Here is a 23,970-nt window from a genome sequence, read left to right as displayed (position 1 = left end):
TACACGAAAAATCGAGTTATATACATTTTTAAAATAAAACAGAACATTTTAGTGTCAAAGTTTTGACGATACTTTTTTGTTGCTATATGAAAACACGATTTTTCTAGATATTAAAACAATTAGATCGGGATTAACTAAAAAATGACTTTAATTTTTATTGTTGGCAATAGTCGTAGTGGAACTACGATGATGAGTCGCATAGTCGGACAACATTCCCAAGTATTTTCGTTCCACGAACTTCATTTTTTTGGAGAACTATGGACGGCTAAAAAAGAACAACAAGCTATTAGTAAAACTGAATCAGAACTGCTCATGGCAAAACTGATTTGTATTCAAAGAGATGGATATTTAACCCAGGGAGACAGTCAATTATATTTAACAGAAGCTAAACAAGCATTACAGCATTTTAATCCGAAAAACCCAACTCTGTCAACTCTATTTAAGCGTTTTTTACAGTATGAAGCTCAGAAAAATGATAAGAGCATTCCTTGTGAACACACTCCTGCTAACGTATTTTATATCAATGAAATTTTAAACCTATATCCAGAAGCCAAAATAATTAACACCGTCAGAGATCCTCGGGATGTATTGCTGTCTCAAAAAAGAAAATGGAAACGACGTTTTCTGGGGGGAGAAAAAATCCCCCTCCAAGAAGCTATTCGTTCTAAAATAAATTATCATCCCATAACTATTAGTAAACTTTGGAATTCTGCCATTCTTGCTGGAGAAAAATTTGCCGCTCACGAGCGAGTATATTCCTTGAATTTTGAAGATCTAATTCAAAACCCAACAGCAAAAGTGCAAGAAATTTGTAATTTTTTGGAACTATCTTTCAGCACAGAATTACTCGAAGTACCTCAAATAGGTTCTTCTATTGGCTCGGATCGACCCCTGACCACAGGTATAGATGCTAGTAAAACAGGTAATTGGCGGAAAGGAGGGCTGAGTAAAACTGAAGTTTTTTTATGTCAACAAATAACTCAAAAGCATAGAGAAAAACATAATTATGATGCAATGTCGATCAAACCTAATTATTTGGCAATAGCAATTAGTCTCATATCTCTGCCAGTACAACTATTTTTAGCATTATTATTAAACTTAGAAAGAATCGGTTGTTATGCCGATACAATCAAAAGACGTTGGGCATAAGTTGTTGTCTCAACTGTTTGAGAGAGTTAAATTTTAATAGACTAGATGGTTAATTATAGAGCTTAAAAATGAATTTATTTAGAATAGGTAAGTTTTAATTCGTGACATTAATAGTTTTAAATGGTGGACAGAATTACTATATTCGGGGGGGGTCAGACCAATATCAATTTGCTCTAACCGAATTATTGCACCAACACGAGCATCAAGTTATTCCTTTTGCTAGTATCGATTCTAAAAATCGCCCGACAAAGTGGTCGAAGTACTTTCCCCCAGGGGTTAACTTCGATAATCCTGGGGTGGCAGATCTAATTAGCTTTATCTACTCTCGTCAAGCTGCTAAAGCGATCAAGCGTCTGTGCCGAGAACAACCAATCGATCTTGCTCATCTGCATATATATTACGGTCAATTAACCAGTTCGATTTTGAGTCCCCTCAAGCAAGCGGGAATTCCCATCGTTCAGACGTTACACGAATATAAGATAGTTTGCCCTGTTTATTCTTTGAGATCGGGGAATGAAATATGTCAGGCTTGTAATGGTTCGGCTTTTTGGCAAGCAACGGTAAAACGATGCAATCGAGGCTCGATCGCCCGTTCTCTTTTAAGTACGATAGAATCTTATGCTTCTCATCTGTTAGGTGCGGTAGATAAAGTCGATCGCTTTATTGCGGTTAGTGATTTTCAAAGAAATAAGTTGGTCGAGTTGGGAATTCCCTCTGATAAAATCAGCACCGTACACAATTTTATCGATTTAGGGGGGATTGAAGTCAGCCAGCAGCCTGGGGAATATTTTTTGTATTTTGGCAGACTCGAAAGATATAAAGGGATTTTTACTTTGATTGAGGCTGCATCCACCCTGATGGATATTCCTTTATTAATTGTGGGAGATGGTACGGATCGGCGGGAGGTAGAAGATGCGATCGAAGAGAAAAACCTCAAACACATTAAATTGCTGGGCTTCAAACAGAAGCAAGAATTAGATAAACTGATCGCAGGAAGTATCTGCACCATCGCACCTTCTGAATGGTATGAAACCTTCGGTTTGACCTTAATTGAGTCCTTGGCTCGTGGAAAATCAGTTATTGCCAGTCGTATTGGGGGAATGACTGAAATTATCACCGACGGAATAGATGGCTGGCAGATTGAACCTGGTAACGCAGACGAACTTAGAGAAAAAATGCTCTGGATGTCTGACAATAGAGATCGCGCTCTAATCATGGGAATGGCAGGTAGAAAAAAAGTAGAGCATAAGTTTAATGCCGAAAGTCACTATCAAAAGTTGATGCAAATTTACCAAAAAGTCTTGTAAGTAGCTCTATTTATGGTTCTCAATGGCTATTTATCAAATTATCTGAATAAATCACTAATGCTCTTTAAATATCGCGTTAATAAAATTTGGCAGTCTTCTACCAAAAAGGTAATGATCCTTACCTGTTTTGGGATGATGTTTGGCTTTTTAATGGATTTGTTGCTTGCAGCCAGATTGGGAGTCAATGAAGCGACAGATGCTTATATTGTTGCTATTAGTTTGCCAATTTTAATCGATACAGTCACTCGTGAAGGTACTCAATCGAGTATGACGCCTTTATTGGTAGAGCAGAAAGCCAATCTGCAACCCGATGAATTTCACAATTTTACCAGTCGTCTGTTTAATTTGGGCATAGCGATTGGTATTTTTTTGACATTGGTGATCGAAATATTAGCTCCTTTAATCGTCATGTTTATCGCTCCTGGCTTATCTGCGGGAGGCAAAGCGGAGGCTCTGTCTATTTTGAGGCTATGCGCTCCTTTGATTTTATTTACACCTTGTATTACGGTGATGAGCGTGCTGCTCAATAGCCAAAAGCGTTTTGGCATGGTAGCCCTGAGAAATGCGATCGCACCCGCTACGGTAGTCTTGTTTATGTTGTTAGCCTGGAGACAAACAAACACTACCTCTTGGATGGCGTTGGGATATTTAACGGGATTTGCTTTTTTCTTTACAATTTTATTTGTGGAAGTACGCAAAACTGGATTTAGACATCAGTGGACGCAGTGGATCTCCCGGGATGATTTGAAAACGATCTATCAAGCTGTTTCTTTACCGACTTTGGGCTTTGTCTTAAGACAAAGTTTGCGCTTGATCGAACGTTCTCTGGCATCTATTGCTGCGGTGGGCGGAGTTGCTAGTTATTATTTTGCTTTGAGGATTTTTTCAGCTATTCAAACTCTGATTGGATCGAGTATTGCTACTACTGGGTTGCCGACAATTACCGAATATATTTTAGCTGGTCAAAAGTATAAGTTAATTACTTTTTTGCGACGCAAAATAACTAAGATTTTTTTAGTAACTTTTCCGATTGTTCTCACGGTTTTGTTTTTTAACAAGCCCTTAGTCGCTTTAGTTTACGGACGGGGTGTTTTTGATGGGAATGCAGTCGAACAGACGGCACAAGTATTTTTGTGGCTAGGATTGGGATTGAGTATTGATTGTATTATTCCGATTCTTCAGTCTACTTTGTATGCTAACAAGCGTTATGAATTAGTATTCAATAATATGGTCATTTCGACTATTGCCAATGTGGCATTAGCATATATTCTGGCTAATCTTATTGGCTTGATTGGTCTGGCGATCGCTGTGTTAATTTCTAATATTATTACGATAGTAAATTTAATTTATCTCAACCGTAAAGTTTTAAAAGCCCACTAAAATGATATGAATACAATATATGAATTTTTAATTAAAAATGTTTTTAAGATAGTAGTCATTATTACTATTTATTTTCCTTTAGAGGATTTTTTCCTCAAGTTTATTCCCGCACCAGAAGTTGTAATTACAGTCCTTCGTTTAATTCCTGAATTTTTCTTATATGGTTTATTAGCCTGTGTTGTTGCTCATAAAATAAGTACGGGAAAACCACTGAGGAAAACTCCTATTGATATTGCGATCGTGGCTTTTTTTCTGGCTGCTTCGGTGTCCATTGCGATCAATCAGGCGGATCTGTTTGAGAGTATAGCCAATCTGCGCACCAATTTTCGCTATCTATCGGTGTACTATATTTTGGTCAATATTGATATTTCATCCCGTCAAGTATCTAATATTCTCAAAATCATTGTCTTAATGGGTTTGATTCAGGCAGTTATCTCATCAGTTCAATTTTTCTTACCAGATACTATAGATAAATTGTTATTTGCTCGTATTGGCACAAAAGCTGCCTTGGGAGAATTTAAAGCAAATGCCAGTTTTGGAACTTTGTTCGATCCGACTAATTTATCTTCTTTTTTGTTAGTTACTGATACAATCTTTTTAAGTAATATTTACTTGAATGACCAAAAAAATAGTTTAATTCCCAATTGGAAAAATTTGGCAATCATGTTAACTTTTCTCTTTGGAATTTTTGCCACCAAAAAAAGAGCAGCACTGCTAATTGCTCTGCTCATACATTTAATTGTTTTAAGCCGAGCCAGAGGAACGCGAAAAGTTGGTAAATTTATTTGGGTATCTCTGATTTCGCTGTTATTATTTAGCGTAATATCGGCTTATTTTTTAGACTGGAATATAGCTCAAGAACTGGGCTTATTACCTTATTTTACCGAAATTTTTACTGAAGAATATTGGAATCATACTAGTAGCTCTTCGCGGGGTTTCTTAATCTATAAAATATGTACTGCTTTAGTGAGTTCTTTTAGTTTATTTGGATTTGGGCCAACGGCAGATGCAGTAGAACAAGGAATCAAATCAAGTTTGGCTCTCAGCAGTACCAATCTAGATCAAATAAACTGGACTTTTTATGTTTTAGACGATCCTTATTGGTTTGCTATCTTGGGTTACTTTGGTATAGTAGGGCTACTGTTTTATTGGTTAGTATTTTTCCGTTTTTATCAATCTTCTAAATTTCTCACTAATGCAGTAGATTTTATTAGTTATAAATCTTTGGGATTGGCTTTTTCTAACATTACAATTCTGTTTTTCTTATATGCCTTTGTGGAACGTATTCTAAGATTGCGAGCTTGTAGTTTTTATTTTTGGACGATCGCAGGATTGACAATTAACTCGATCTATATGTATCAGCAAAATCAGAAATATATGAGTTGGCAATCTAATAAAAAAGAAGACCCTATTTAAGTCAAATTAGTCTGAGTAAATCTTAGATAATATCTGACAAATAATGCAACAACTTATTCGATTAAACTTATTCATTAAAATTGCCTTTTTTAGTATGGTATTGGTTTTAGGTACTTCTGGGGCAATCCATTCCAACAAAATCAATTCTAGAGAAGCCATTAATCGTTACCATTCGACTATTATCAAAGCAAAATTATCCCCTACAATTCGTTCCCTTTCTCCTAATTTTGTCTGCTCTAATGTTAATGCTGTTCGGGTCAAATCTTGGGACGATCGCAATTATTGGTCGGCAGTCAATCAACTCAATCCAGCCATAATTCGTATCCCTGGAGGAGAAGGATCGAGTTATTGGGATTGGCGCAAAGGAGGAATAATTGACAATCTAGGTGACTTACCTGGGAGTGTGAGTGAGTTCCTCGATAATCAACGCGATCGCAGCTATAACGCTAGTAAACTTGAGGATTTACAACCAGGATTTCAAGAAAATAATAAAATTCCCTTGTTTGTATTAAATATGCTTTCTGACGATCTGCCATCTCAATTGGCGATGCTGAAACAAGCCAGAGATTTGGGAATGCCCGTTAAGTATATCGAATTGGGCAATGAATTTTATTTTCCTTTAGAAAATTATCTAGCGGTATTTCCCAAGCCCAAAGACTATACTAAAACAGCTAATCTTTGGCTTGGTGCTATTAAAAAAGAGTTTCCCACAGCAGAAATTGCCGTACTAGGGGTGGCTCAAACAAACAAAAGAAAGTCAAGTCGCATCTATCAATGGAACAAAGAAGTTGTTACCAATAGTCTGCCTTTTGCTGATGCCATTACTATCCATACTTATCCCAGAAATGGCTTGGTAAATCGCGAATTTGATACCCAAAAATATCCTTATTTTAAGGATGCAGATGTTCGATTTATTTTGGGAGAACCCTTTAGGAATTGGCAAAAAATAAGTCAGATTATCGATCGCTTTCCCGATAATAAAAAGATTTGGGTAACTGAATATAATTTGATGGAAGATATTCGTGCAACATCGGGAGAAAAACAACAAAGAATTGCAGGTAGTTGGATTCATGGAATATATACTCTATCCATGAGCTTGTTGTTTTTAGAAGACGATCGCATCGATCTTGCTTGCAATCATATGTTAATTGGTAGTTCTCAATTCTCTACTATTTTAGCCAACGAAGGCAGCTTTATCGATCCCAGTCACAAAGATATTAAATCTCAACCTTTAACTTTATCTGCCAATGGGAAGACTCATAAATTATTAGGAAATGCCATGTCAGGCATGACTCAAGCTCGCAAAATCAATTTTGATCGCCAAGATAACTTAATGGGCAACAATGGTATTTCCTACCCTGCATTATATGGCTGGAAGTTTAGCGATCAAGATCAATCGGGAACTGCTTTATTGCTCAACTTATCATCTCGCCCAATAAAACTCGAAATTACTTCTTTATTTACTGGAGCGATCAATTATCAAACTATATCTGGTTCGCCCACCGATTTAGTAACTAAACCAGGAATATTGGAGCAAAAAACAGGAAAAATGGAGAACAACATTGTACTTCCCGCCTATTCAGTTACTAAAATGTCTAATAACTAAAACAAGAAATGATAATATACAAAGAATTTAAAAAAACTTAAAAGTCTCTCTCAAATATGGTTGCCCAAATTGACAATTTATACATCAAAACTAGTCTTTCCAAAACCCTATCTCGCCTGATTAGTTATGGTTTTTTTGAAGGTAGACCTTTAACCACAAAAGGACAATGGATCAATCCTTTAATCTTCCGACTATTTGCGATCTCACAAAAGTTACCCCAACTTAAAAAAGTTGAAAAACCTATTTTTGTTATTGGTACGGGAAGGAGTGGTACTACTATTTTGGGAGTAGTTTTATCTATGCACCAACAAGTAGGCTTTCTCAACGAACCAAAAGCGATTTGGCATACAATTTATCCCTACGAAGATTTAATTGGCAGCTATAGCCAGGGCAAAGCAGAATACCGTTTAGATGCAGCAGATGTAAACGACTCTACCATACATACAGCAAATCGAATATTTGGAACTTATCTTAAAACAATCGGTGCTTCTCGGCTAGTAGATAAATATCCCGAACTAGTTTTTCGAGTTCCTTTTGTCCGAGAAATATTCCCCGATGCCAAATTTATTTTTTTAGTTCGTAATGGTTGGGATACTTGTCAATCAATTGATAGTTGGTCAAAACGTCTCGGAACAAATGTCAAAGAAGATACCCATGATTGGTGGGGAGTTAACAATCGTAAATGGCATCTATTAATAGATCGCGTAGCAGCTACTAATCCAGACTTTCAGGAGAATTTAGCAACTATTAATGCTTATTGCGACCATACTGCAATGGCAGCAGTAGAATGGATTTTAACGATGCAGGAAGGCTTAAAATTAGTCGAACAATTTCCCGATGATGTTTATTTATTAAAGTATGAAGACTTAGTTAGCCAACCAAAAAATAGTCTAGAGAAATTATTGAATTTTTGCGAACTTCCCGCCGACGACAAAATGTTTGCTTATGCCAATAAAACTCTCAGCAGTCGACAAAATTATCAGGTGTTTCCCTTGCCATCTGAAATCACCCCTATCTTTATTAAAACTATGACTCAACTAGGCTATGAATCATAAATAAATTAGTTGCTTGCTTCTTTTGGTAAGCTGTTTCATATATAGCTTTTTTCAAAGTCATGCAGTACAACCAGAATAATAAGTGACTAACTAATAAAATTCATCTTAAATATTGAAAAAAATTAAAACAATAGTTGATGAAAATTTTAAATTTATACTTTAGAAACAACTATTTTTTTTTGAACTACTTCCTACCCAAAAACTAGTTTGAAGCATAAAATAAATAACTAGTATAAAGATGGAAAACTGATCAAACTTATACTATCTAAGTTTTGTGTATATTTAGTTTAAAATTATCAGGAGTATTTATTAAAATGACAGCTAGATTAATTCAAATAGTTGATACCTCTGCATTTGCTTTCCCTAGTCCAGATCCATCGGGAATCATTCTGTTAAATGGTTCTAACACTTTGCTAATTTCTGATTCTGAAGTAAATGAAAATCAAGTATTTGCTGGATTTAACTTATTTGAAATCAATTTTAATGGCAGTGTAGTTAATTTTGGTGATGTATTAGAAATTTCTGACGAACCTACTGGCTTGAGTTACAATCCCAGCAATGGCAATCTTTTCATTTCTGATGATACTGATAATTCTCGAAGAATTTACCAAGTAGATCCAGGAAATGACAACATATTCGGTACTTCAGATGATATTGAAGTCAGTAATTTTCGGACTCTCCTCTTTGGTAGCAACGATGCAGAAGATGTGGCTTACGAATTGACTACGGGAAATCTATTTATTGCCGATGGCTTAAACAGCACTATTTATGAAGTTACCACTAATGGTAATTTAGTTAGTAGTTTTAGTACTGCTAGCTTTGGATTATTCGATCCTGAAGGTATTGCTGATAATCCTCAAAGTGAAAACTTCTTTATCGTTGGCGAACCTACAGATGAAATTTTTGAAGTAACGCGAGCTGGCGATCTAGTTCAAAGAATTGAGATTGGGAATGTCAATCCCGTTCAACCTGCGGGAATTGCAGTTGCCCCAAGAAGTACCAATATTGGTTTTAGAAGTCTTTATGTTGTCGATCGCGGTATTGACGAACTAGAAGATCCTAATGAGAATGATGGCAAATTATATGAGTTTGCTTTAGAGACATCTATTTATGTAACTTCCAGAGAAACTGTTAATTTGAAAGGAAGAATTTTTCAAGATGAAGACGTAGTGGCATACGATCCTCGTAAAGCAGAATGGATTAGATACTTTGATGGTTCTGATGTTGGTTTAGCAAATAATGATATTGATGGTCTTCATGTCAACGATGATGGTAGTCTGTTACTTAGCTTAAATCTAGATACCAACATTGATGGGTTTGGATTTATCGATGATACAGACATCGTGCGTTTTGTTCCCACCTCTACGGGTAACAATACTACTGGTAGTTTTGAAAGATATTTTGATGGTTCTGATGTTGGTTTAGATAGTAATCCAGAAGACATTGACGCACTTTCCATTGCACCCAATGGAGATATTCTAATTAGTACCAATGGTGCTTATAATATTAACGGACTTGTGGGAACAGATGAAGATATTTTGCGTTTCTCTCCCACTAGTTTGGGAGAAAATACCGCTGGTAGTTTTACTATATATTTTGATGGTTCGGACGTTGGCTTAAACAATTCGAGCGCAGAAGATATCAAAGGCTTATCTCTTCAAGATGATGGAGAGCTTGTTTTATCTACTTTAGGTGATTTTGGAGTTACTGGTTTGAATGGTATTGGTGGCGATTTATTCTCTTTCGATCCTGATTCTTTGGGTGACAACACCTCTGGTACTTTTAATCAGTTTTCTAACGCTTTTGCTAGTGGGTTTAACAATCAAATTCTAGCTGATTTTTCAATTGTTTAAGGTTAAATTTTGATTGCTCTTAGATCTTCAAACCCTTCTTTAGAGGAGGGTTTGGTTGGCAGCTAACAAAGCCGTACCATAGGCTGCTTGAGTGTTAGCTGCTACTGTTACTAGTACATTTAGATAACCCTGGCGAATTGCTTGCCAAGTAGAATTTTTCGCTCCTCCTCCCGCACTATATACCTGGGTTAATTTATCTGCACCTAACTCTTGTAGTTTTTGATAGCCCAATGCTTCTATACGAGATATCCCTTCGAGCAAACCTTGTAAAAAGTCTGAGGAATTTGTCGGACGGGGGGATAGTCGGGGTGCTAAATCGGGATCGTTGAGGGGAAAGCGATCGCCTGGCTTTAACAGGGGATAATATTCTAGGGAACTTCTTGTCTTGGGATCTATGTGTTGAGAAAGGTTTTGCAGTTGTTCGTCATTAAAGAAGTGTCGCAGCACCGCACCACCTGTATTTGATGCTCCGCCAGCTAGCCACAATTTACCTATCCTATGACTATATATACCATAAAGTGCCGAATTAATTTTAGTTTGGCTCAATAATTTTAAAACTAAAGTCGAACCTAAAGAAGTAACGGCTTCTCCTGGCTGACTCACACCGCTAGCTAAGAAGGCTGCAATACTATCGGTAGTTCCCGCCCGCACTATACAATTAGCAGGGAGGTTAAAGCGATGGCTCTGCTGGGGAGTTAAGTTCCCAATTACCGCACCAGGGGTGAATACTTGGGGATATAAATGGCTGTAGGGTTGCTTTTGCAACCATATTGGATAGCTAAGATGTTCTACGTCATATCCAAGTTTGAGGGCATTGTGATAGTCGCTGATACCCAGTTTGCCGTGTAATAAGTAACCCAGCCAGTCAGCTTGATGGAGGAAATAACTAGCTCGCTTAAAATAAGGTTGTTTTTGCCACCACAACAGTTTTGCCAAGCTAGAAGTTGCACTAACTACTACGTGATTATCGGGTGCAATATTGTTGATTTGCTCTAATTCTTCTTTACCGCGAGCATCGTCATAAAGTATCGGTGGTGCGATCGCTTTTCCTTCCCTATCGCATAATAATACCGTAGAGGAAGTTCCATTAATTGCGATCGCTTGTAGTTGTTTTCTAATGTCTAGAGGTATTTCTGCAATTAATTGGTATAGGGTATCTTGCCAAGTCTGGGTTAATTCATCGGCAGTTATGTTAGTAAAGCTATTTTGTTTGGTAGCGACAATATTTTTTTCTTTGTCAATTGCGATCGCTCTTGCGCCAGAAGTACCGAAGTCAATACCTAAGTAATAGTTATTTGTCATTGGTTAACTTTTAAAATTATTATAATTACAAATACTACTGGCTTCGAGCAAACCAGGATATAACTAAGGCGTAAGCTAAATCGATCGATTTTTCTATGTCTTCACGAGGCGATAATCAATATAATTCAAATTTTGAGCCTGAGAATCATGATTCTTGGTTGAGCTTAGAAATTTATTTAAAATCTAATCACCCTGAATTATTAAACGGCTTAGATCGCTGGTTAGAATTGGGTTTGATTAGTCAGATGCAGGTAATCAAAATCTGCCGTCAAAATTTAAGCTGTGCTTTACCAGAAAGGGAAGCAGTAGTTATTACTCAAAAGACTGAAACTATATCTAACCTTGCCATAGAACAAGAATTAGTAGAAGTTGCATCCTCTCCTAGTATTATTAGTCGTGTATGGCAGGGATTTTTAGATGAATTAAGTATTCGCTGGTTGTTGTTCTTAGGAATATTTTTAGTTGTTATTTCTTCTGGAGTTTTGGCTGCTAGCCAATGGGATAATTTTCCTAAATTTGGACAATATCTAATTCTTTTGATTTATACCCTAGGGTTTTGGGGAATTGGTTTTTGGTCAAGCAAACAGGCAAACCTAACTTTAACTTCTCAAACATTAAGGGTGATCGCGATATTATTAGTACCGATTAATTGTTGGGCAATAAGTCACTTTAGTTTGGGTAATTCTATTTTAGAATGGATTACTTTGTTGGTTTCCTTAGTGGCTTTAAGTATTGTCGTCTGTTGGCAACCCCCATTAAGCAAAAAATATAATAGTAAGTTTTTTACTCCACTTTTTATCTTACTTAGCTCCCTTCATTTAGTCTGGCAATTTATTCCTTCTCCTTTACTCGCCTTGTATGGCAGTATTTTTATTATTAGCTCGATTCATTATTTATTTTTACTGCCAAAAAAACCATATCCTGCATTCAATTTATTATTTCTAATATCTGCTTGGTCGTTAATATTAATTAGAGTATTATTGAGCGAAGAATATTTAATCCTAGACTGTGGATTGGCGATCGCACTCTTGGGTTGGATTTTAGCAACTATATATATAGTCAAAGAAAAACAAGTAAAAATTAATTCTCTAGATGCACCTTCAGATATAGAGCAATTAACTGATGCTTTTTTCAGTAAAGTATTGCAGACAATTAGTATTATCTTGTTTATTGTTACTTGGTCAATCTCTGTATTAGGAGGCTTATTTAATTCGCCGTTATTTTTCTGGCAAACTGTCGGTATAAGTGTCTTGACTATTCATTTATTTAGCCAACGACTTACTCTTTATTGGCGCAAACGAGATTTAACCGCCATCTTCTTGATTGGTTTACAAACTGTCTTTGTCTCCAAAGAATTAATTCCCGATAATATCGCCGATAATGCCTTAAATCTAGCTGTTACGATTAGCAAAAGCGAATATCTACCAGAGTCAGTATTTGGCGTTACCCTGTTTCCTTACCTAATTTTATTTGTAGCTGTTGCTTCTTGGTTATATCGCCGACAAAAATCAGAATTAGCCAACTACGCCGAAACTCTAACTTTTTTGTTGGGCGTGGCATTAACCTATCTCAGTTTATCAAACCTTACATGGCGATCGCTCAACTTCTTATTTTCTACAGCAACACTAGGTTATGTAGCTTATATTCGCCAACCCATTAGAATCTGGTTAATTTATCTAACTCATCTATTAGGATTAATTACACTGGTTAACGGAATCGATCTAATTTTCCCCAATTTAAGTCAACCTGTATGGGGTAGCATCTTAGTTTTATTAATGGCGGGAGAATGGTATATTCATAGCCTGGAAACCAAGAATTACCAAAAACCCAAATATAATTTTTTATCTGTTGCCAAGGAAACCTGTTGGTATGCAGGTTTATTATTAGCTGCTGCTAGTTATTTCTGTTTTGCATCCCATATCGTTGATTCTCGTGCGCTAAAACTAATTACTTCAGCTTGGGGATTAATCTGGTTGATTACTCCTGGGATGTTAACCTGGGTGGCTAAACATACTCGCAGGATGCAGCAGCGTCGCATCGCAACATCTTTGAGTTGTATAGCATTAATTATCCCCCAGTTATTAATATTAGGACACCCCGTAACTAGATCGATTGGCTTGAGTATGGCGATCGCCTTAATGTATTTTAATGGTTTTCATCTTCGACGTACTTGGGTAACAGTCATTCATGTTGCTTTTGGTTTGGGTTTATTAGCCAGCCTGCTAGATATTGTTGTTAGTAATGAAAACTGGTTAATCGTAGGTGCAATACTTATTCTTGCCTTGTATCAATTCCGCCAATATTTAACAGAGATTATTGCAACTCCCAAATTTAGTTATATTTCCCAACGCACTGCTTTTGGAGTTTTGGGAGTGGGAATGGAAACCAAAAACTATAAACTGATTGAAAAATATATTCAAGCAGCCGATTATTGGGCGATCGCTTTAACGGCGATTAATCTAGTTATCTTGAGTATAGTTTATCTAGATCTAGACAACTTCAACCGCTATCCCCAGTATCTATTAACTAGTGCGTTAATTTTAGGTGCAGTTATCTGGCGTTATCAAAAGCAACCCCACAACTTAGTTTTATATACCGTTGGCTGGTTAATAGAATTACTAGCTATCGGAATAGTGGCATTTTTAGGAGGTAGAGATCTCAGCTTCGCCGTTACTAACATCATTCTAGGATTATGCGCCTGGAGTTTGATGCAACCAGCAGTTAAAAACAATTCATCTTGGGCAAAATTAAACTTAGCTTCTACCCCCCTAATATATACCGCATTAGCCATATTATGGCGATTATCTCTTTACAATATCTATACAGGTTTAATAACCCTTAGTGCAGCCTTTATCCTAATCAACACCTCCCAACCCAACCGCAAGATAAATCTAGTAACTAACTACCTGGGTTTTATTGGCATCTCGTTGGGGATCTATGAAATAGTGATTTATCAGATGCAACAGTCATCTGGAGGTAGTGCGGCTGATGGTTTAACCATCTTAGCTTTAGTGGCAGCCGCGATCGCTTTTTGCTATCGTTTGAGTGCTTGGTGGTGTCGTCAACGCCAACACAAAACTCTTTTTCACCTCAGTTTATCGAGAGTTATTTTAGTCGCTCACATCCATTGGGCAATTAGTAGTATCCTGAAAATTATTGCTGCCAGTATCGCCATTGAAAGCACTACTCCCCGCCTAACTCCCTTGAGTATTGCTACTAGTTTTTGTCTTGGTGCCTATGCCGTCATTCAAGGAAAAGATCGCGATACCCCAGCCGCCTCCAAGCAAACCAATGACTGGTGGGTATATGTTGGATTAGTCGAAATTATTGCTACCTTGATTTATAGCAGACTAATTATTAGCAAACTGAGTTTCTTCGATCCTTGGCGAGTTATCTTTACCTGCGCCATTGCTTGTTTAATCTATCAAATACCCTGGCAAAACTTGGGCTGGCGCGTTACTCCTTGGCAACGAGCAGCCGTAGTTACCCCCGCACTGATGGCGTTAGTAACAGCAGAAGATATATCCTACTTCAGTTTATTTGTCACTGCTCTTTTTTATCTGCGTATTGCCTACGGACAAAAAAATCTACGTTGGAGTTATATCAGTCTGGGATTTATCAACTGGGGAATCATCAGACTAGTTTGGCAATTTAATACAGAATTGATTTGGTTGGCGGGAATTGCCAGCCTATCAGTATTATATATTGCTCAATTCGATCCTTATTTTAGATCTCAACCTAGACAACGCCACTTGTTGCGGGTGGTGGGTTGCAGTATTATTTGCTTTGTCGCTCTTTTCTATCAAGATCCAGGAATAATTCCTGGGGTTATTAGCTTTATACTAATATTCATCGGTTTGGGTTTAAAAATAAGAGCCTTATTATTTTCTGGCACTGTTACCCTAATTTTGAGCGTAATTTATCAATTAATAACTTTAGTTGCAGCCTATGGTTTCTTAAAATGGGTAGTTGGTTTGTTAGTAGGAATTGTCTCTATTATTGTCGCTGCTGGATTTGAAAAAAATCGCGATCGCTTAACAAATAAATTACAAAACTACAATCAAAAACTACAAAATTGGCAATAAAAGATTTATCTCTTATTGATTTAAAAGCATCATTACCAAGTAAAAAAAGTAGCCTTGCTGAGAAATTCAGGCATTATTTTTACTCTCCCATCTAAAGTAGGTGAGTTAGATGAGTTTCCACCAAAATTCAAATATATATATATACAAAATGTAACAATTCCCGCTAGTAGTATTCTTTCCAACATTATCAATTCCTCGTTTTAGTCTTGCATAATAATAGTATGTCTTACTCTTGCTAGTTAATCTACAAAATTGTAACTAAATCTATACTTTTAATCTAAAACTTCAAACTTACTTTATAAGTTTGAAACATATGATAAATTCTTCTCGACTAATCAAACTAATAATCAAACTAACTATCTCGATTTGTCTTTATTTTACGTAAGAATAAGTTATTTAAGTTATTCTTACGTAAAATTATCTCGATTCAAATAAATTTTCGTTACGAGAAAATTTTCTTTTGCGGTTTAAGTTAAATTTTTGGCGAAAAATTAACACGAAAAAAGCCAGATCTTCGACTAAATATCTTTTCCACAATCTGCCAGGCTCTGACACAAGTCGATAAAGCCATTCCAAACCAATCGAACTCATCCATGCAGGAGATCTTTTGAGGTTTCCTGCTTCAAAATCGATAGTTGCGCCTATGGCTAAAAAAGTCTTAATCGAAGTCAAGCGAGATCTGTAGCGACAAATCCATTTCTCTTGTTTGGGCGCGCCTACTCCCACAGCGAGGACACTTGCACCAGAGTTATTGATCAAGTCGATAATTTTCTGACACTCCATCGGATCCTTTTCAAAACCATAAGGAGGAGAATAAGTCTCTACCACCATATTACGACCTACTTTTTGATTAATATTATGGCGTGCTTGCTCTGCAACCCCTTCTAAACCACCGAGCAAAAATATTTTAACGTTTTCGTCATTGCCATAACGTTGGTAAAAAGCAGGAAATAAATCCGAACCCGATACCTTTTCGCCAATGGGTTTTCCCAAAAAACGCGAAGCATACATAATGAGTTGGCTATCACATACTCGATAGTCAGCTTCTTGATAAACCCAATAAAACTGACGATCTTTTTGTAATTTGACCAAATGATCGACATTTGGTGTAAATACTACCCCACCAACTCTGAGCTTTTCTAATAGCTCTTGCATGCCTATATTATCAATTTGAATATCTAGTATATTTACTCTCTTCGCTTTCATAGCTTTTTAAGATATTTGTATAGTTTCTGGTGAATACTTAATTTATCAGGTTTGTCATACTTCTACGTTTATATTTTCGATTTATGCCTTTAAGTACTTATAACTAAGTATTTGTCAAGAAAAAGGTAGTATTTCGTCCCAGTCTAGTTGTAGTTTTATTAATTACCAAAGTGTATTTTTGAACGACTGTATCAATCTCAAGTTAGATTTTTACCATAGTTTTTACTTAAATTTGTCTTTAATCGGGATTTAACCGCATAAATAACTAAGTAATTACCACATTGATACTAAATCTTCAAAATATTGGCTCATGGTATTTACTTATCTACATATTACAGTATGGTTCATCAATTTAGCTGCACCACAATGTAATTATTCAGTAAAGTTTGTTGGGTCAATAAATCCTCTACAGTGATGCGTAAATATCTCTGAGAATCTATGTTGAAGAGAAGTTTTAGGCGATCGCTTCCAGGGTTTCCCAGAGGCTCTAACTTGGCGATTGTTCTTGCTCCTTCGCGATCGTTTAAAGGCTGAACTTGAGTATTATCAGCATCTACAGCATGAGTAATCAGCCGATCCCCATCAAAATAAACTTCTGTATTGCCAGTCTCGGCAGCTAATTCACCAATAATTAATTCGAGACTGCTTTGATTAGGGGTAGAAGCTCCCAAAACCAGTTCCACTGGGCGATTGGTTGGATAAGGCTGCCCTGTTTTAATAATTGGATGCCAATCGTGACGCCCGATTTTACGATTCCAATAACGAATGCCATAACTGTGGTATAAAAAGTCTTCTATTTCAACGCTTTGAGACACTTGCAATGCTCCCGTAGCGATCGCCTCAAAATGCCGTTGATTCTTTATCAAAGCTTCATCAAAGTATTGTTTGATCCAGTTTTGTACTGCTGGTATTTTTACTGATCCACCTACTAAAAGTATACTATCAATCTCAGTATTTTCCACACCATTACGTCTTGCTTGTTGTAAAACCTGAGTCATCAAATCGTCCAAGCGATCGAAAAAACCCTGTTGTTCTAAAATGCGCTCGAAAGTTGGACGATCTAACCCTAATTCATAAGTTTCTAAAGTTTCATCATTAAAGTAAACTTCTCTAGCCTCTTTCTCTTCAGACAGTTTAATCTTCAGTCTTTCTGCCAAACGAGTAGTCAAACTAGACTTGGGCAATTCTTGAGTGCGAGCAAAATAATCTACTAGCCAATTATCAATATCTGCTCCTCCCAGGTTAGCACCAGCTTTGGCAATTACCCGCGCGATGTTCTTTTTTTGGGCTGAGTTCTCCCCCAGCATTTTTTGCCCCCACTTGAGGATATAACCGCGAGTTTGAACCGCTGTAGTAGATAGTTGCACCAAGGAGAGATCGATCGTACCTCCACCAAAATCCACTACTAACAACAATTCTCCTCCTACTGCACCATATCCCAAAGCAGCAGCAGTCGGCTCGTCTAGAATTCTAATTTGCTCGACAGCTAAAGACTGACACACCCCCATCAACCAATTGCGATAGGATTCAAAACTATCAACGGGTACAGTTAAGACTAGAGACTCTAAATTCTCTTTTGTTTCTCCTTGAAGATTGACGATTAATTCTCGCAAAAACCATTCTCCTACCCGCTCGAAAGATAAATTTTGACCATCTAGCTCGGGTAAAAATCCTTGAATATCCGTGGCAATTCCTCTCTTGAAATTACGAAAAAAACGCGGATTATTGGCAAAATCCAAACCGCGATCGCGTACTGCTTGTCCTGCAATAATTTCACGCTTTTGGGCATTTTTTACATATATCAAACTAGGAATTAGAGGGGGCAAAGAAGCAAATTGTTGAGATAAACTAGGTAACCTGACTAATTCTCCTTCTTGGGTAACAGCATTCCAACGGGCGATCGCCGTATTGCTAGTACCAAAGTCAATTGCGTAAGAGCTAGTAGAATTAGAATTATTTACCATTGCAGAATTTGAAGCCAGTCTAATAAGTTTATTAATTGGGAATTAGTGTATCGCATCTTGGTTGATTAATTAGGTAACAAGACTTATACGGGATACATTTCCTCAAGTAGATTGGCAGTTATTTGAGCAATGGGGATTATTTTGGTCGTTGTGGGAGTCAAAGATAAATCTTGATATCGAGCAAAAGCTAAATTATTTTTCTTGACGGGAATAGATAATGGGGATTGGGTTTCTAATAAACTACGAATATTATTAGCGATCGCTTGTATTTCTGAATCCCTTGATTGACAATTTATCGTACCCAAGCGTAGATAAAAGTCATTATCTATGGCATCGGTAGTTTCATGATATTTATGTAGCAAATTGAATTGCTGAAAATTACGACGTAGCTTATCTATCCCTAAAGTTACTCGATTATCTTGCCACGACCAACCAATTAAGATGGGTATGACCCCCTCTTTTGCTGGCTGGAGTTGAAACGAGCGATAATAAAGATGTTCGTTACGACTGAAATAATTATATTCCCCGTCGCGATCGTATCCCCCAAAACGAATAGTTAAAGGTAAATCTACTTGATGTTGAAGATAATTAATTAAACCAGGAAAATCTATATACCTAGTTTCTTGTCTGCGATCGCAAAACCATTTATTTATTACCCCCGATTGAGTTTTCAAGCCTTCACAACCAATAACAGTGGCATGGACTTGTTCTAGTTGGTAGGGAATAAAACTATCTCCTCCCAGACTACTGGTTATCTCTCTTTGTAGTTGTTGAATTAATTCTTTTAACTGGGGCGATTTATGACCATAGAAAGCTACCAAACTAACATTAGGAATGCTAGGAATTTCTAAATTAGTTTCCTTTACGATCTTCTCTGATTTCATCCTGACTGTGGTGTAATCCCAGCAATAAACTACTTCAATTTAACGTCTATTCCAGGCAAATTATCTAACTGTTCGTCAGCCTGTTCTTCAGACTCTAAAGGAACAAAAACAGTCAATCCACCAGGAATACATTTGACTTCGATGGGAGTCTTACCAATAATTTCGCCGTCTAACACTACCTTTTGTGAGGGATCGGTAGTTACCTTGACCCATTTAGCACGCAGATATCCCACTCCCTCTCTTTCTACCGTCTCTTCATTAGCAGCGCTTTGCAATAGCTGAATCGAAGTAGCGATCGCGCCTGCTGCGGTTTGTGGGGAAAGGATAGTAATATCCAATAGTCCATCATCAAAAATTACACCTGCCGTTCCCCGGGCTAGTACAGAAGAGGGCGGAGCAGCATTGGCAATAGTTACCGCAGCAGTATCTACCGTAATTATTTTATCTGGAGTTTCAATTTCGGCAGTAAATTGAGTCATTTCTCGAAGCTGTTTTAAGCCAGATAACACATAAGCCAGCATACCCAAGCGATCTTTAGCTTCGCGATCGGCATCTTCGACGGTTTCTGCTTCAAAACCTACTCCTGCTAAGAGAATCATCGGTTTATCGTTGCACATTGCTGCATCCACTTTTCGAGTAGCACCATCAACAATTACTTTGCAAGCTGCCTCAACCGTATCTGGTATTCCCAGAGCATTAGCAAAGGCATTCGCTGTTCCTCTAGAGATTGCACCTAAAGGAATGTCAGTGTTGATTAGAGCCTCGGCTACCGCTGAAACCGTACCGTCTCCTCCAGAAGCAAGAATTATTTCGGCATGGCCCTCGACTGCTTGGCGGGCTAACTCTCCGCCACTGACTTCTTTGGTTGTAAACTGAATATCAAGGTCAAATTCTGGTTCTAAGATGCTTTTTATCATAGCTAAATCTTGGTCAGAATCACCCTGTCCCGCGACAGAATTAAAGATTAAACAGGCTGAACGCTTCATAGTTTTTGAGGAGAATAGGTTTGACGGTGAAGTAAGTCTATTTAGATTTTTTAGATTTATAGTTGCTATCGAGCCAGCATTGAGGAAGATTTTCACCAGAAGGAAAAACTAAGTCTGACTTCTTAAAAGGTTCGGGTGGTTGTTCCTCTTCTCCTGCCTGAATTTGAGCTGTTACTTCTGCCCTGGAAGGATTAATCAGTTCGATAATTTCAGTAATTTCGACTAGTACATCATCTTTTTTGATTTTTAATAGCATCACGAAGTTCCTAATTATTTTTTTGGGTTTGTATTGTTTTGAAATTTAAACGTTTTAAGAAACTGCTTTTGTAGGAGAAGCTTTTGATTTCTCTTTAACTCCCTCATACCAAGCCATTAAAGGAGATGCGCTGATTCCATGAACCAGTATAGACAGCACTATTACCGTATAGGTAATCCAGGCGATCTGTTCTGCCACAGTTCCCGAAAGTCCTTTACCCAATGAGTAGGTAAGATAATAAATCGAACCTAAGCCTTTAATACCAAACCAACCCATAAGAGAACGAGTTGTTTTAGGTAAATCGCCTCCTAACATAGCTAACCATACTCCTACAGGACGAATCACTAAAAACAGCAACCCCGCAACGAGTAATGATTGTCCTGCATATTTGAGCATCGGCTCGATTAACAGCATAGAGCCTAAAATAACGATCGCCGTAACTTCTAATAGCTTCTCAATCTGTTCGGTAAATTCTAACTGTGCCAGGCGTTTATCCTGCTGGGTGAAATAACTGCGCTGCACCACCAACCCCGCTACGAACACTGCCAAAAAGCCATAACCGTTCACAAGTTCGGTTAGGGAGTAAGTCAGCAAAATAATGCTCAGTGCCACAAAATCTTCCATCAAGTCATCGGCAGGACGACGCTTTTGCAGATGGCGATCAAGCCATACTATGGCTTTAGCGACAATAATACCCATGATAATCCCTGATGCGATCGCCCAGAGCAGATCGATTCCCACCCACTTGGTAAACCAGTTGTCCCAATTGTCATCTTTAAAGGCATAGATGCCGAAGTAAACGAATGGAAACGCTAAAGAATCATTTAGACCGCCTTCGGAGGTTAAGGCAAAGCGCAACTCGTCTTTATCTTCTACATGAGATAACTGTACCTCTGAAGCTAATACGGGGTCTGTCGGTGCAAGTATAGCTCCCATCAGTACCGCAGCCCCCCAACCCATACCCAGAACGTAATGAGCGATCGCTGCTAATGCCAAGATAGAAATAGGCATCAGCAGCCCAATCAATCTAATCGTAGACTGCCATCCCCAAAGTTTTAAGGGGCGATTAATTTTTAATCCGCAACCAAATACAGAAACAATAACTACAAATTCGGTCAGTCTTTCCAAAAATTCGGTGTTTGGTCTTATTTCAATTAATCCAAAGCCATATGAACCTAATACGATACCTACTATGAGATAAATTAGGGCATAGGAAAGAGGTAAGCGTTTTATCCAGCCCGAACCTAAAGTTACAGCTAACAATAGCAAGCCAATAACTAAAAGACTGAGAATATAGGTATTCATCATTATTTATTAGAGTTGTCCTAACCTATCACAGTAAGTATTGTTTACCTGTCAATCATTAGTTGGATTCTGATTCTGAATTGAACGAATAATTAAGTATGTCTTGAGGATGATTGCGGAACATCTCAAACAATAGATTAATAAGAGATTGAAACCTTAGTAAATTTGGGTAAAAAAATGTTTCTATTGTCAAAAACTCAGCTTCGTCGAGTTATAGCTATTGGTTTGATTTCAATTACTCTATTTTTTAGTTCGGCATGGGGTCTCAATAGCGATCGCGCTTTGGCAGAAGTACTTAAACAAGATATCGTTGGTATTTCTGAAGATAATGTATTAAACGATGCAGAATACGAATCAGCAAAAATAAGTCGCAATCAAGAGCAAGCACAAAGATCTAAACAGGCTGAAGAAAAAGCCGAGAGAAAAGCGGAACAAGAAAGTATTGCCGAAAAATTAAATTTAGATGAAATTGAAGAAACTTTAGATTTAGATTAAACAAACCAGCAGCAAATATCTGTTTATTTTTATCCTATATTTCTCTAAAAATAGGCAGATACACTTTAGTTCTATTCTTTACAAATAAGGCTATTGATAGATAGATTTTTTGATGATAGTTATTTAGGCTTAAAAGACGATCAAATCCTCTCTACTAATTAAAGATTATGACAACTTTACCTGGGAAACCAGTTTCTTTTTGGCTCGATTCTACTGCCAAAACGACTTATCCCCAAATGGAAAATGTCACCGTTGATGTAGCAATTGTTGGTGCGGGCATTACAGGTATCACCGCAGCTTACTTACTCAAAAAAGCTGGTAAGAAAGTAGCTTTGATCGAAGGACAACATATCGCAGCCAGTGCTAGCGGACATACAACGGCAAAGGTTACTTCTTTACACCAGTTGATTTATGCCGAGCTGATTGACAGGCATGGAGAAGACAAGGCTAGACTGTATGGCGAATCTAATCAAGCAGGGGTAGAGTTTATTGCTTCTACCGTAGAACAAGAAGGGATCGACTGTGATTTTCAACGCAACGATACCTATTCTTTTGCTGAAGATAAAAATAATTTAGATAAGGTACAAAAAGAATACGACGCAGCCGTCAAATTAGGTCTTCCTGCGGAATTTGTCACCGATACTACCCTGCCTTTTGATATTGCAGGAGCAGTTAAATTTAACAACCAGGCACAGTTTCACGTCCGCAAGTATCTACTGCATCTAGCAGATTTGATTCCTGGTGATGGTAGCTATGTATTTGAGAATAGTCGAGTTAAAACCGCAGAAGAGGGAACACCCTGTAAAGTGTTTACAGACAATGCAACCTTACTGGCAAATGACGTCTTGCTGACTACTCATCTGCCAATTATGGATCAGGGACTGTTTTTTGCTAAAACCTATCCTCAACGTTCTTATATTATTGGTGCCAAGATTAACTCTGCCAAAGCTCCTGAAGGGATGTATATCGGCGTAGGTAATAATTATTACTCTATTCGTACTACTCCTACAGAAGGTAAAGATTTACTGCTAATGATTGGTGGTGGCAGTCACAAAGTAGGTGAGAAAAGTGAAACCGAAGAGTCTTACCAAGAATTAGAACGCTACGCCCATTCACACTTTGAAATTGATAAGATTGACTATCGTTGGTCGAGTCAAGATTACGAGTCTTTCGACCAACTGCCTTTTATTGGTAAACTAACCCCTGCCAACGATCGCATTTATGTGGCGACAGGCTATAGCCTATGGGGTATGAGTAAAGGGACAATGGCGGGTATGATCTTGTCTGATTTAGTTCAGGGTATAGCTAATCCTTGGGTAGATTTATATGATTCGCTGCGGGCTACTCCCTTTGTAACCAAGGAATCAATGAAAAATAATCTTGACGTAGGAATGCACTGGGTAGGCGATAGATTAAAAGGATTAACAAGCTGGTCAACGGATGATGTTAAACCAGGAGAAGGCAAGCTAATCAACTATAAAGGTGAAACCGTAGGCGTTTACAAAGACGAAACTGGTAAAGTCACGGCAGTAAATGCTACCTGTCCTCATCTTGGCTGTATTGTTAATTGGAATAGTGCTGAGAAAAGTTGGGACTGTCCCTGTCATGGTGGACGTTTTACCTGTGAAGGAAAGATTATTCAAAGTCCTGCGACCAAAGATTTAGAAGTAAAAACTTTGTCTTAAATTCTCTACAAATAGATTCTGCCAAGGCGATCGCTT

Annotated in this window: 18 protein-coding genes; 10 read left to right on the top strand and 8 right to left on the bottom strand. The window is 37.6% G+C overall.

What is annotated here, in order from left to right; all coding sequences use genetic code 11:
* The first annotated feature begins 141 nt into the window (after nucleotides 1-141).
* The 7 genes from I4641_RS05615 to I4641_RS05585 all read left to right on the top strand — a co-directional run bounded on the left by I4641_RS05615 (nucleotide 142) and on the right by I4641_RS05585 (nucleotide 9,766).
* Nucleotides 142-1,149 carry a sulfotransferase family protein gene (locus tag I4641_RS05615; protein ID WP_229639490.1) on the top strand — a complete coding sequence of 336 codons (1,008 nt, stop codon included), beginning with the start codon at nucleotides 142-144 and terminating at the stop codon, nucleotides 1,147-1,149.
* Between the two features lie 101 nt (nucleotides 1,150-1,250).
* The gene (locus I4641_RS24110) at nucleotides 1,251-2,456 is read left to right on the top strand and encodes a glycosyltransferase family 4 protein (protein WP_229639489.1); all 1,206 of its coding nucleotides are present in this window, start codon (nucleotides 1,251-1,253) and stop codon (nucleotides 2,454-2,456) included.
* A gap of 57 nt (nucleotides 2,457-2,513) precedes the next feature.
* Nucleotides 2,514-3,836 (top strand): lipid II flippase MurJ, encoded by a 1,323-nt coding sequence (locus I4641_RS05605; RefSeq protein ID WP_229639488.1) that lies wholly within the window; start codon nucleotides 2,514-2,516, stop codon nucleotides 3,834-3,836.
* 6 nt (nucleotides 3,837-3,842) lie between these two features.
* Nucleotides 3,843-5,252 carry a hypothetical protein gene (locus I4641_RS05600; RefSeq protein ID WP_229639487.1) on the top strand — a complete coding sequence of 470 codons (1,410 nt, stop codon included), beginning with the start codon at nucleotides 3,843-3,845 and terminating at the stop codon, nucleotides 5,250-5,252.
* A 94-nt stretch (nucleotides 5,253-5,346) separates the two neighbouring features.
* Nucleotides 5,347-6,858, top strand: coding sequence for a hypothetical protein (locus tag I4641_RS05595; RefSeq protein ID WP_229639486.1), 1,512 nt, complete (start codon nucleotides 5,347-5,349; stop codon nucleotides 6,856-6,858).
* Nucleotides 6,859-6,914: 56 nt separating this feature from the next.
* The gene (locus I4641_RS05590; protein WP_229639485.1) at nucleotides 6,915-7,913 is read left to right on the top strand and encodes a sulfotransferase family protein; all 999 of its coding nucleotides are present in this window, start codon (nucleotides 6,915-6,917) and stop codon (nucleotides 7,911-7,913) included.
* Between the two features lie 314 nt (nucleotides 7,914-8,227).
* Nucleotides 8,228-9,766 carry an NHL repeat-containing protein gene (locus I4641_RS05585; RefSeq protein WP_229639484.1) on the top strand — a complete coding sequence of 513 codons (1,539 nt, stop codon included), beginning with the start codon at nucleotides 8,228-8,230 and terminating at the stop codon, nucleotides 9,764-9,766.
* Between the two features lie 39 nt (nucleotides 9,767-9,805).
* On the opposite strand, the gene I4641_RS05580 is transcribed toward I4641_RS05585, so the two are convergent.
* Complete coding sequence (locus I4641_RS05580) at nucleotides 9,806-11,068, bottom strand: FGGY-family carbohydrate kinase (protein ID WP_229639483.1); 1,263 nt, start codon at nucleotides 11,066-11,068, stop codon at nucleotides 9,806-9,808.
* Between the two features lie 95 nt (nucleotides 11,069-11,163).
* On the opposite strand from I4641_RS05580, the gene I4641_RS05575 reads away from it, so the two are divergent.
* Nucleotides 11,164-15,153: a hypothetical protein gene (locus I4641_RS05575; RefSeq protein ID WP_229639482.1), complete on the top strand. Its 3,990-nt coding sequence runs from the start codon at nucleotides 11,164-11,166 to the stop codon at nucleotides 15,151-15,153.
* A gap of 32 nt (nucleotides 15,154-15,185) precedes the next feature.
* On the opposite strand, the gene I4641_RS24480 is transcribed toward I4641_RS05575, so the two are convergent.
* The 7 genes from I4641_RS24480 to I4641_RS05545 all read right to left on the bottom strand — a co-directional run bounded on the left by I4641_RS24480 (nucleotide 15,186) and on the right by I4641_RS05545 (nucleotide 21,754).
* Nucleotides 15,186-15,338: a QAALIT motif small membrane protein gene (locus I4641_RS24480; RefSeq protein ID WP_500814681.1), complete on the bottom strand. Its 153-nt coding sequence runs from the start codon at nucleotides 15,336-15,338 to the stop codon at nucleotides 15,186-15,188.
* 232 nt (nucleotides 15,339-15,570) lie between these two features.
* Nucleotides 15,571-16,359, bottom strand: coding sequence for a WecB/TagA/CpsF family glycosyltransferase (locus tag I4641_RS05570; protein WP_229639481.1), 789 nt, complete (start codon nucleotides 16,357-16,359; stop codon nucleotides 15,571-15,573).
* 347 nt (nucleotides 16,360-16,706) lie between these two features.
* Nucleotides 16,707-18,323, bottom strand: coding sequence for an Hsp70 family protein (locus I4641_RS05565; RefSeq protein ID WP_229639480.1), 1,617 nt, complete (start codon nucleotides 18,321-18,323; stop codon nucleotides 16,707-16,709).
* An 83-nt stretch (nucleotides 18,324-18,406) separates the two neighbouring features.
* Nucleotides 18,407-19,207, bottom strand: a complete 801-nt coding sequence (locus tag I4641_RS05560) for a hypothetical protein (RefSeq protein WP_229639479.1) — start codon at nucleotides 19,205-19,207, stop codon at nucleotides 18,407-18,409.
* Nucleotides 19,208-19,236: 29 nt separating this feature from the next.
* Nucleotides 19,237-20,253: a YegS/Rv2252/BmrU family lipid kinase gene (locus I4641_RS05555; protein ID WP_369426729.1), complete on the bottom strand. Its 1,017-nt coding sequence runs from the start codon at nucleotides 20,251-20,253 to the stop codon at nucleotides 19,237-19,239.
* Nucleotides 20,231-20,449: an acetyltransferase gene (locus tag I4641_RS05550; protein WP_229639541.1), complete on the bottom strand. Its 219-nt coding sequence runs from the start codon at nucleotides 20,447-20,449 to the stop codon at nucleotides 20,231-20,233. Before I4641_RS05550 ends, I4641_RS05555 begins: the two co-directional genes overlap by 23 nt.
* A gap of 54 nt (nucleotides 20,450-20,503) precedes the next feature.
* Complete coding sequence (locus I4641_RS05545; protein ID WP_369426728.1) at nucleotides 20,504-21,754, bottom strand: cation:proton antiporter; 1,251 nt, start codon at nucleotides 21,752-21,754, stop codon at nucleotides 20,504-20,506.
* Between the two features lie 177 nt (nucleotides 21,755-21,931).
* Between I4641_RS05545 and I4641_RS05540 the strand changes: the two genes are divergently transcribed.
* Both I4641_RS05540 and I4641_RS05535 read left to right on the top strand, forming a co-directional pair.
* Nucleotides 21,932-22,249: a hypothetical protein gene (locus tag I4641_RS05540; RefSeq protein WP_229639476.1), complete on the top strand. Its 318-nt coding sequence runs from the start codon at nucleotides 21,932-21,934 to the stop codon at nucleotides 22,247-22,249.
* Nucleotides 22,250-22,416: 167 nt separating this feature from the next.
* Nucleotides 22,417-23,934 carry an FAD-dependent oxidoreductase gene (locus tag I4641_RS05535; protein WP_229639475.1) on the top strand — a complete coding sequence of 506 codons (1,518 nt, stop codon included), beginning with the start codon at nucleotides 22,417-22,419 and terminating at the stop codon, nucleotides 23,932-23,934.
* Nucleotides 23,935-23,970: the final 36 nt, after the last annotated feature.

Origin of the sequence: Waterburya agarophytonicola KI4 (assembly GCF_020640915.1) — a bacterium.
GTDB lineage: Bacteria > Cyanobacteriota > Cyanobacteriia > Cyanobacteriales > Xenococcaceae > Waterburya > Waterburya agarophytonicola.
Note: the sequence above shows the minus strand (reverse complement) of the source record. Positions and strands in the feature narration are given on the sequence as shown.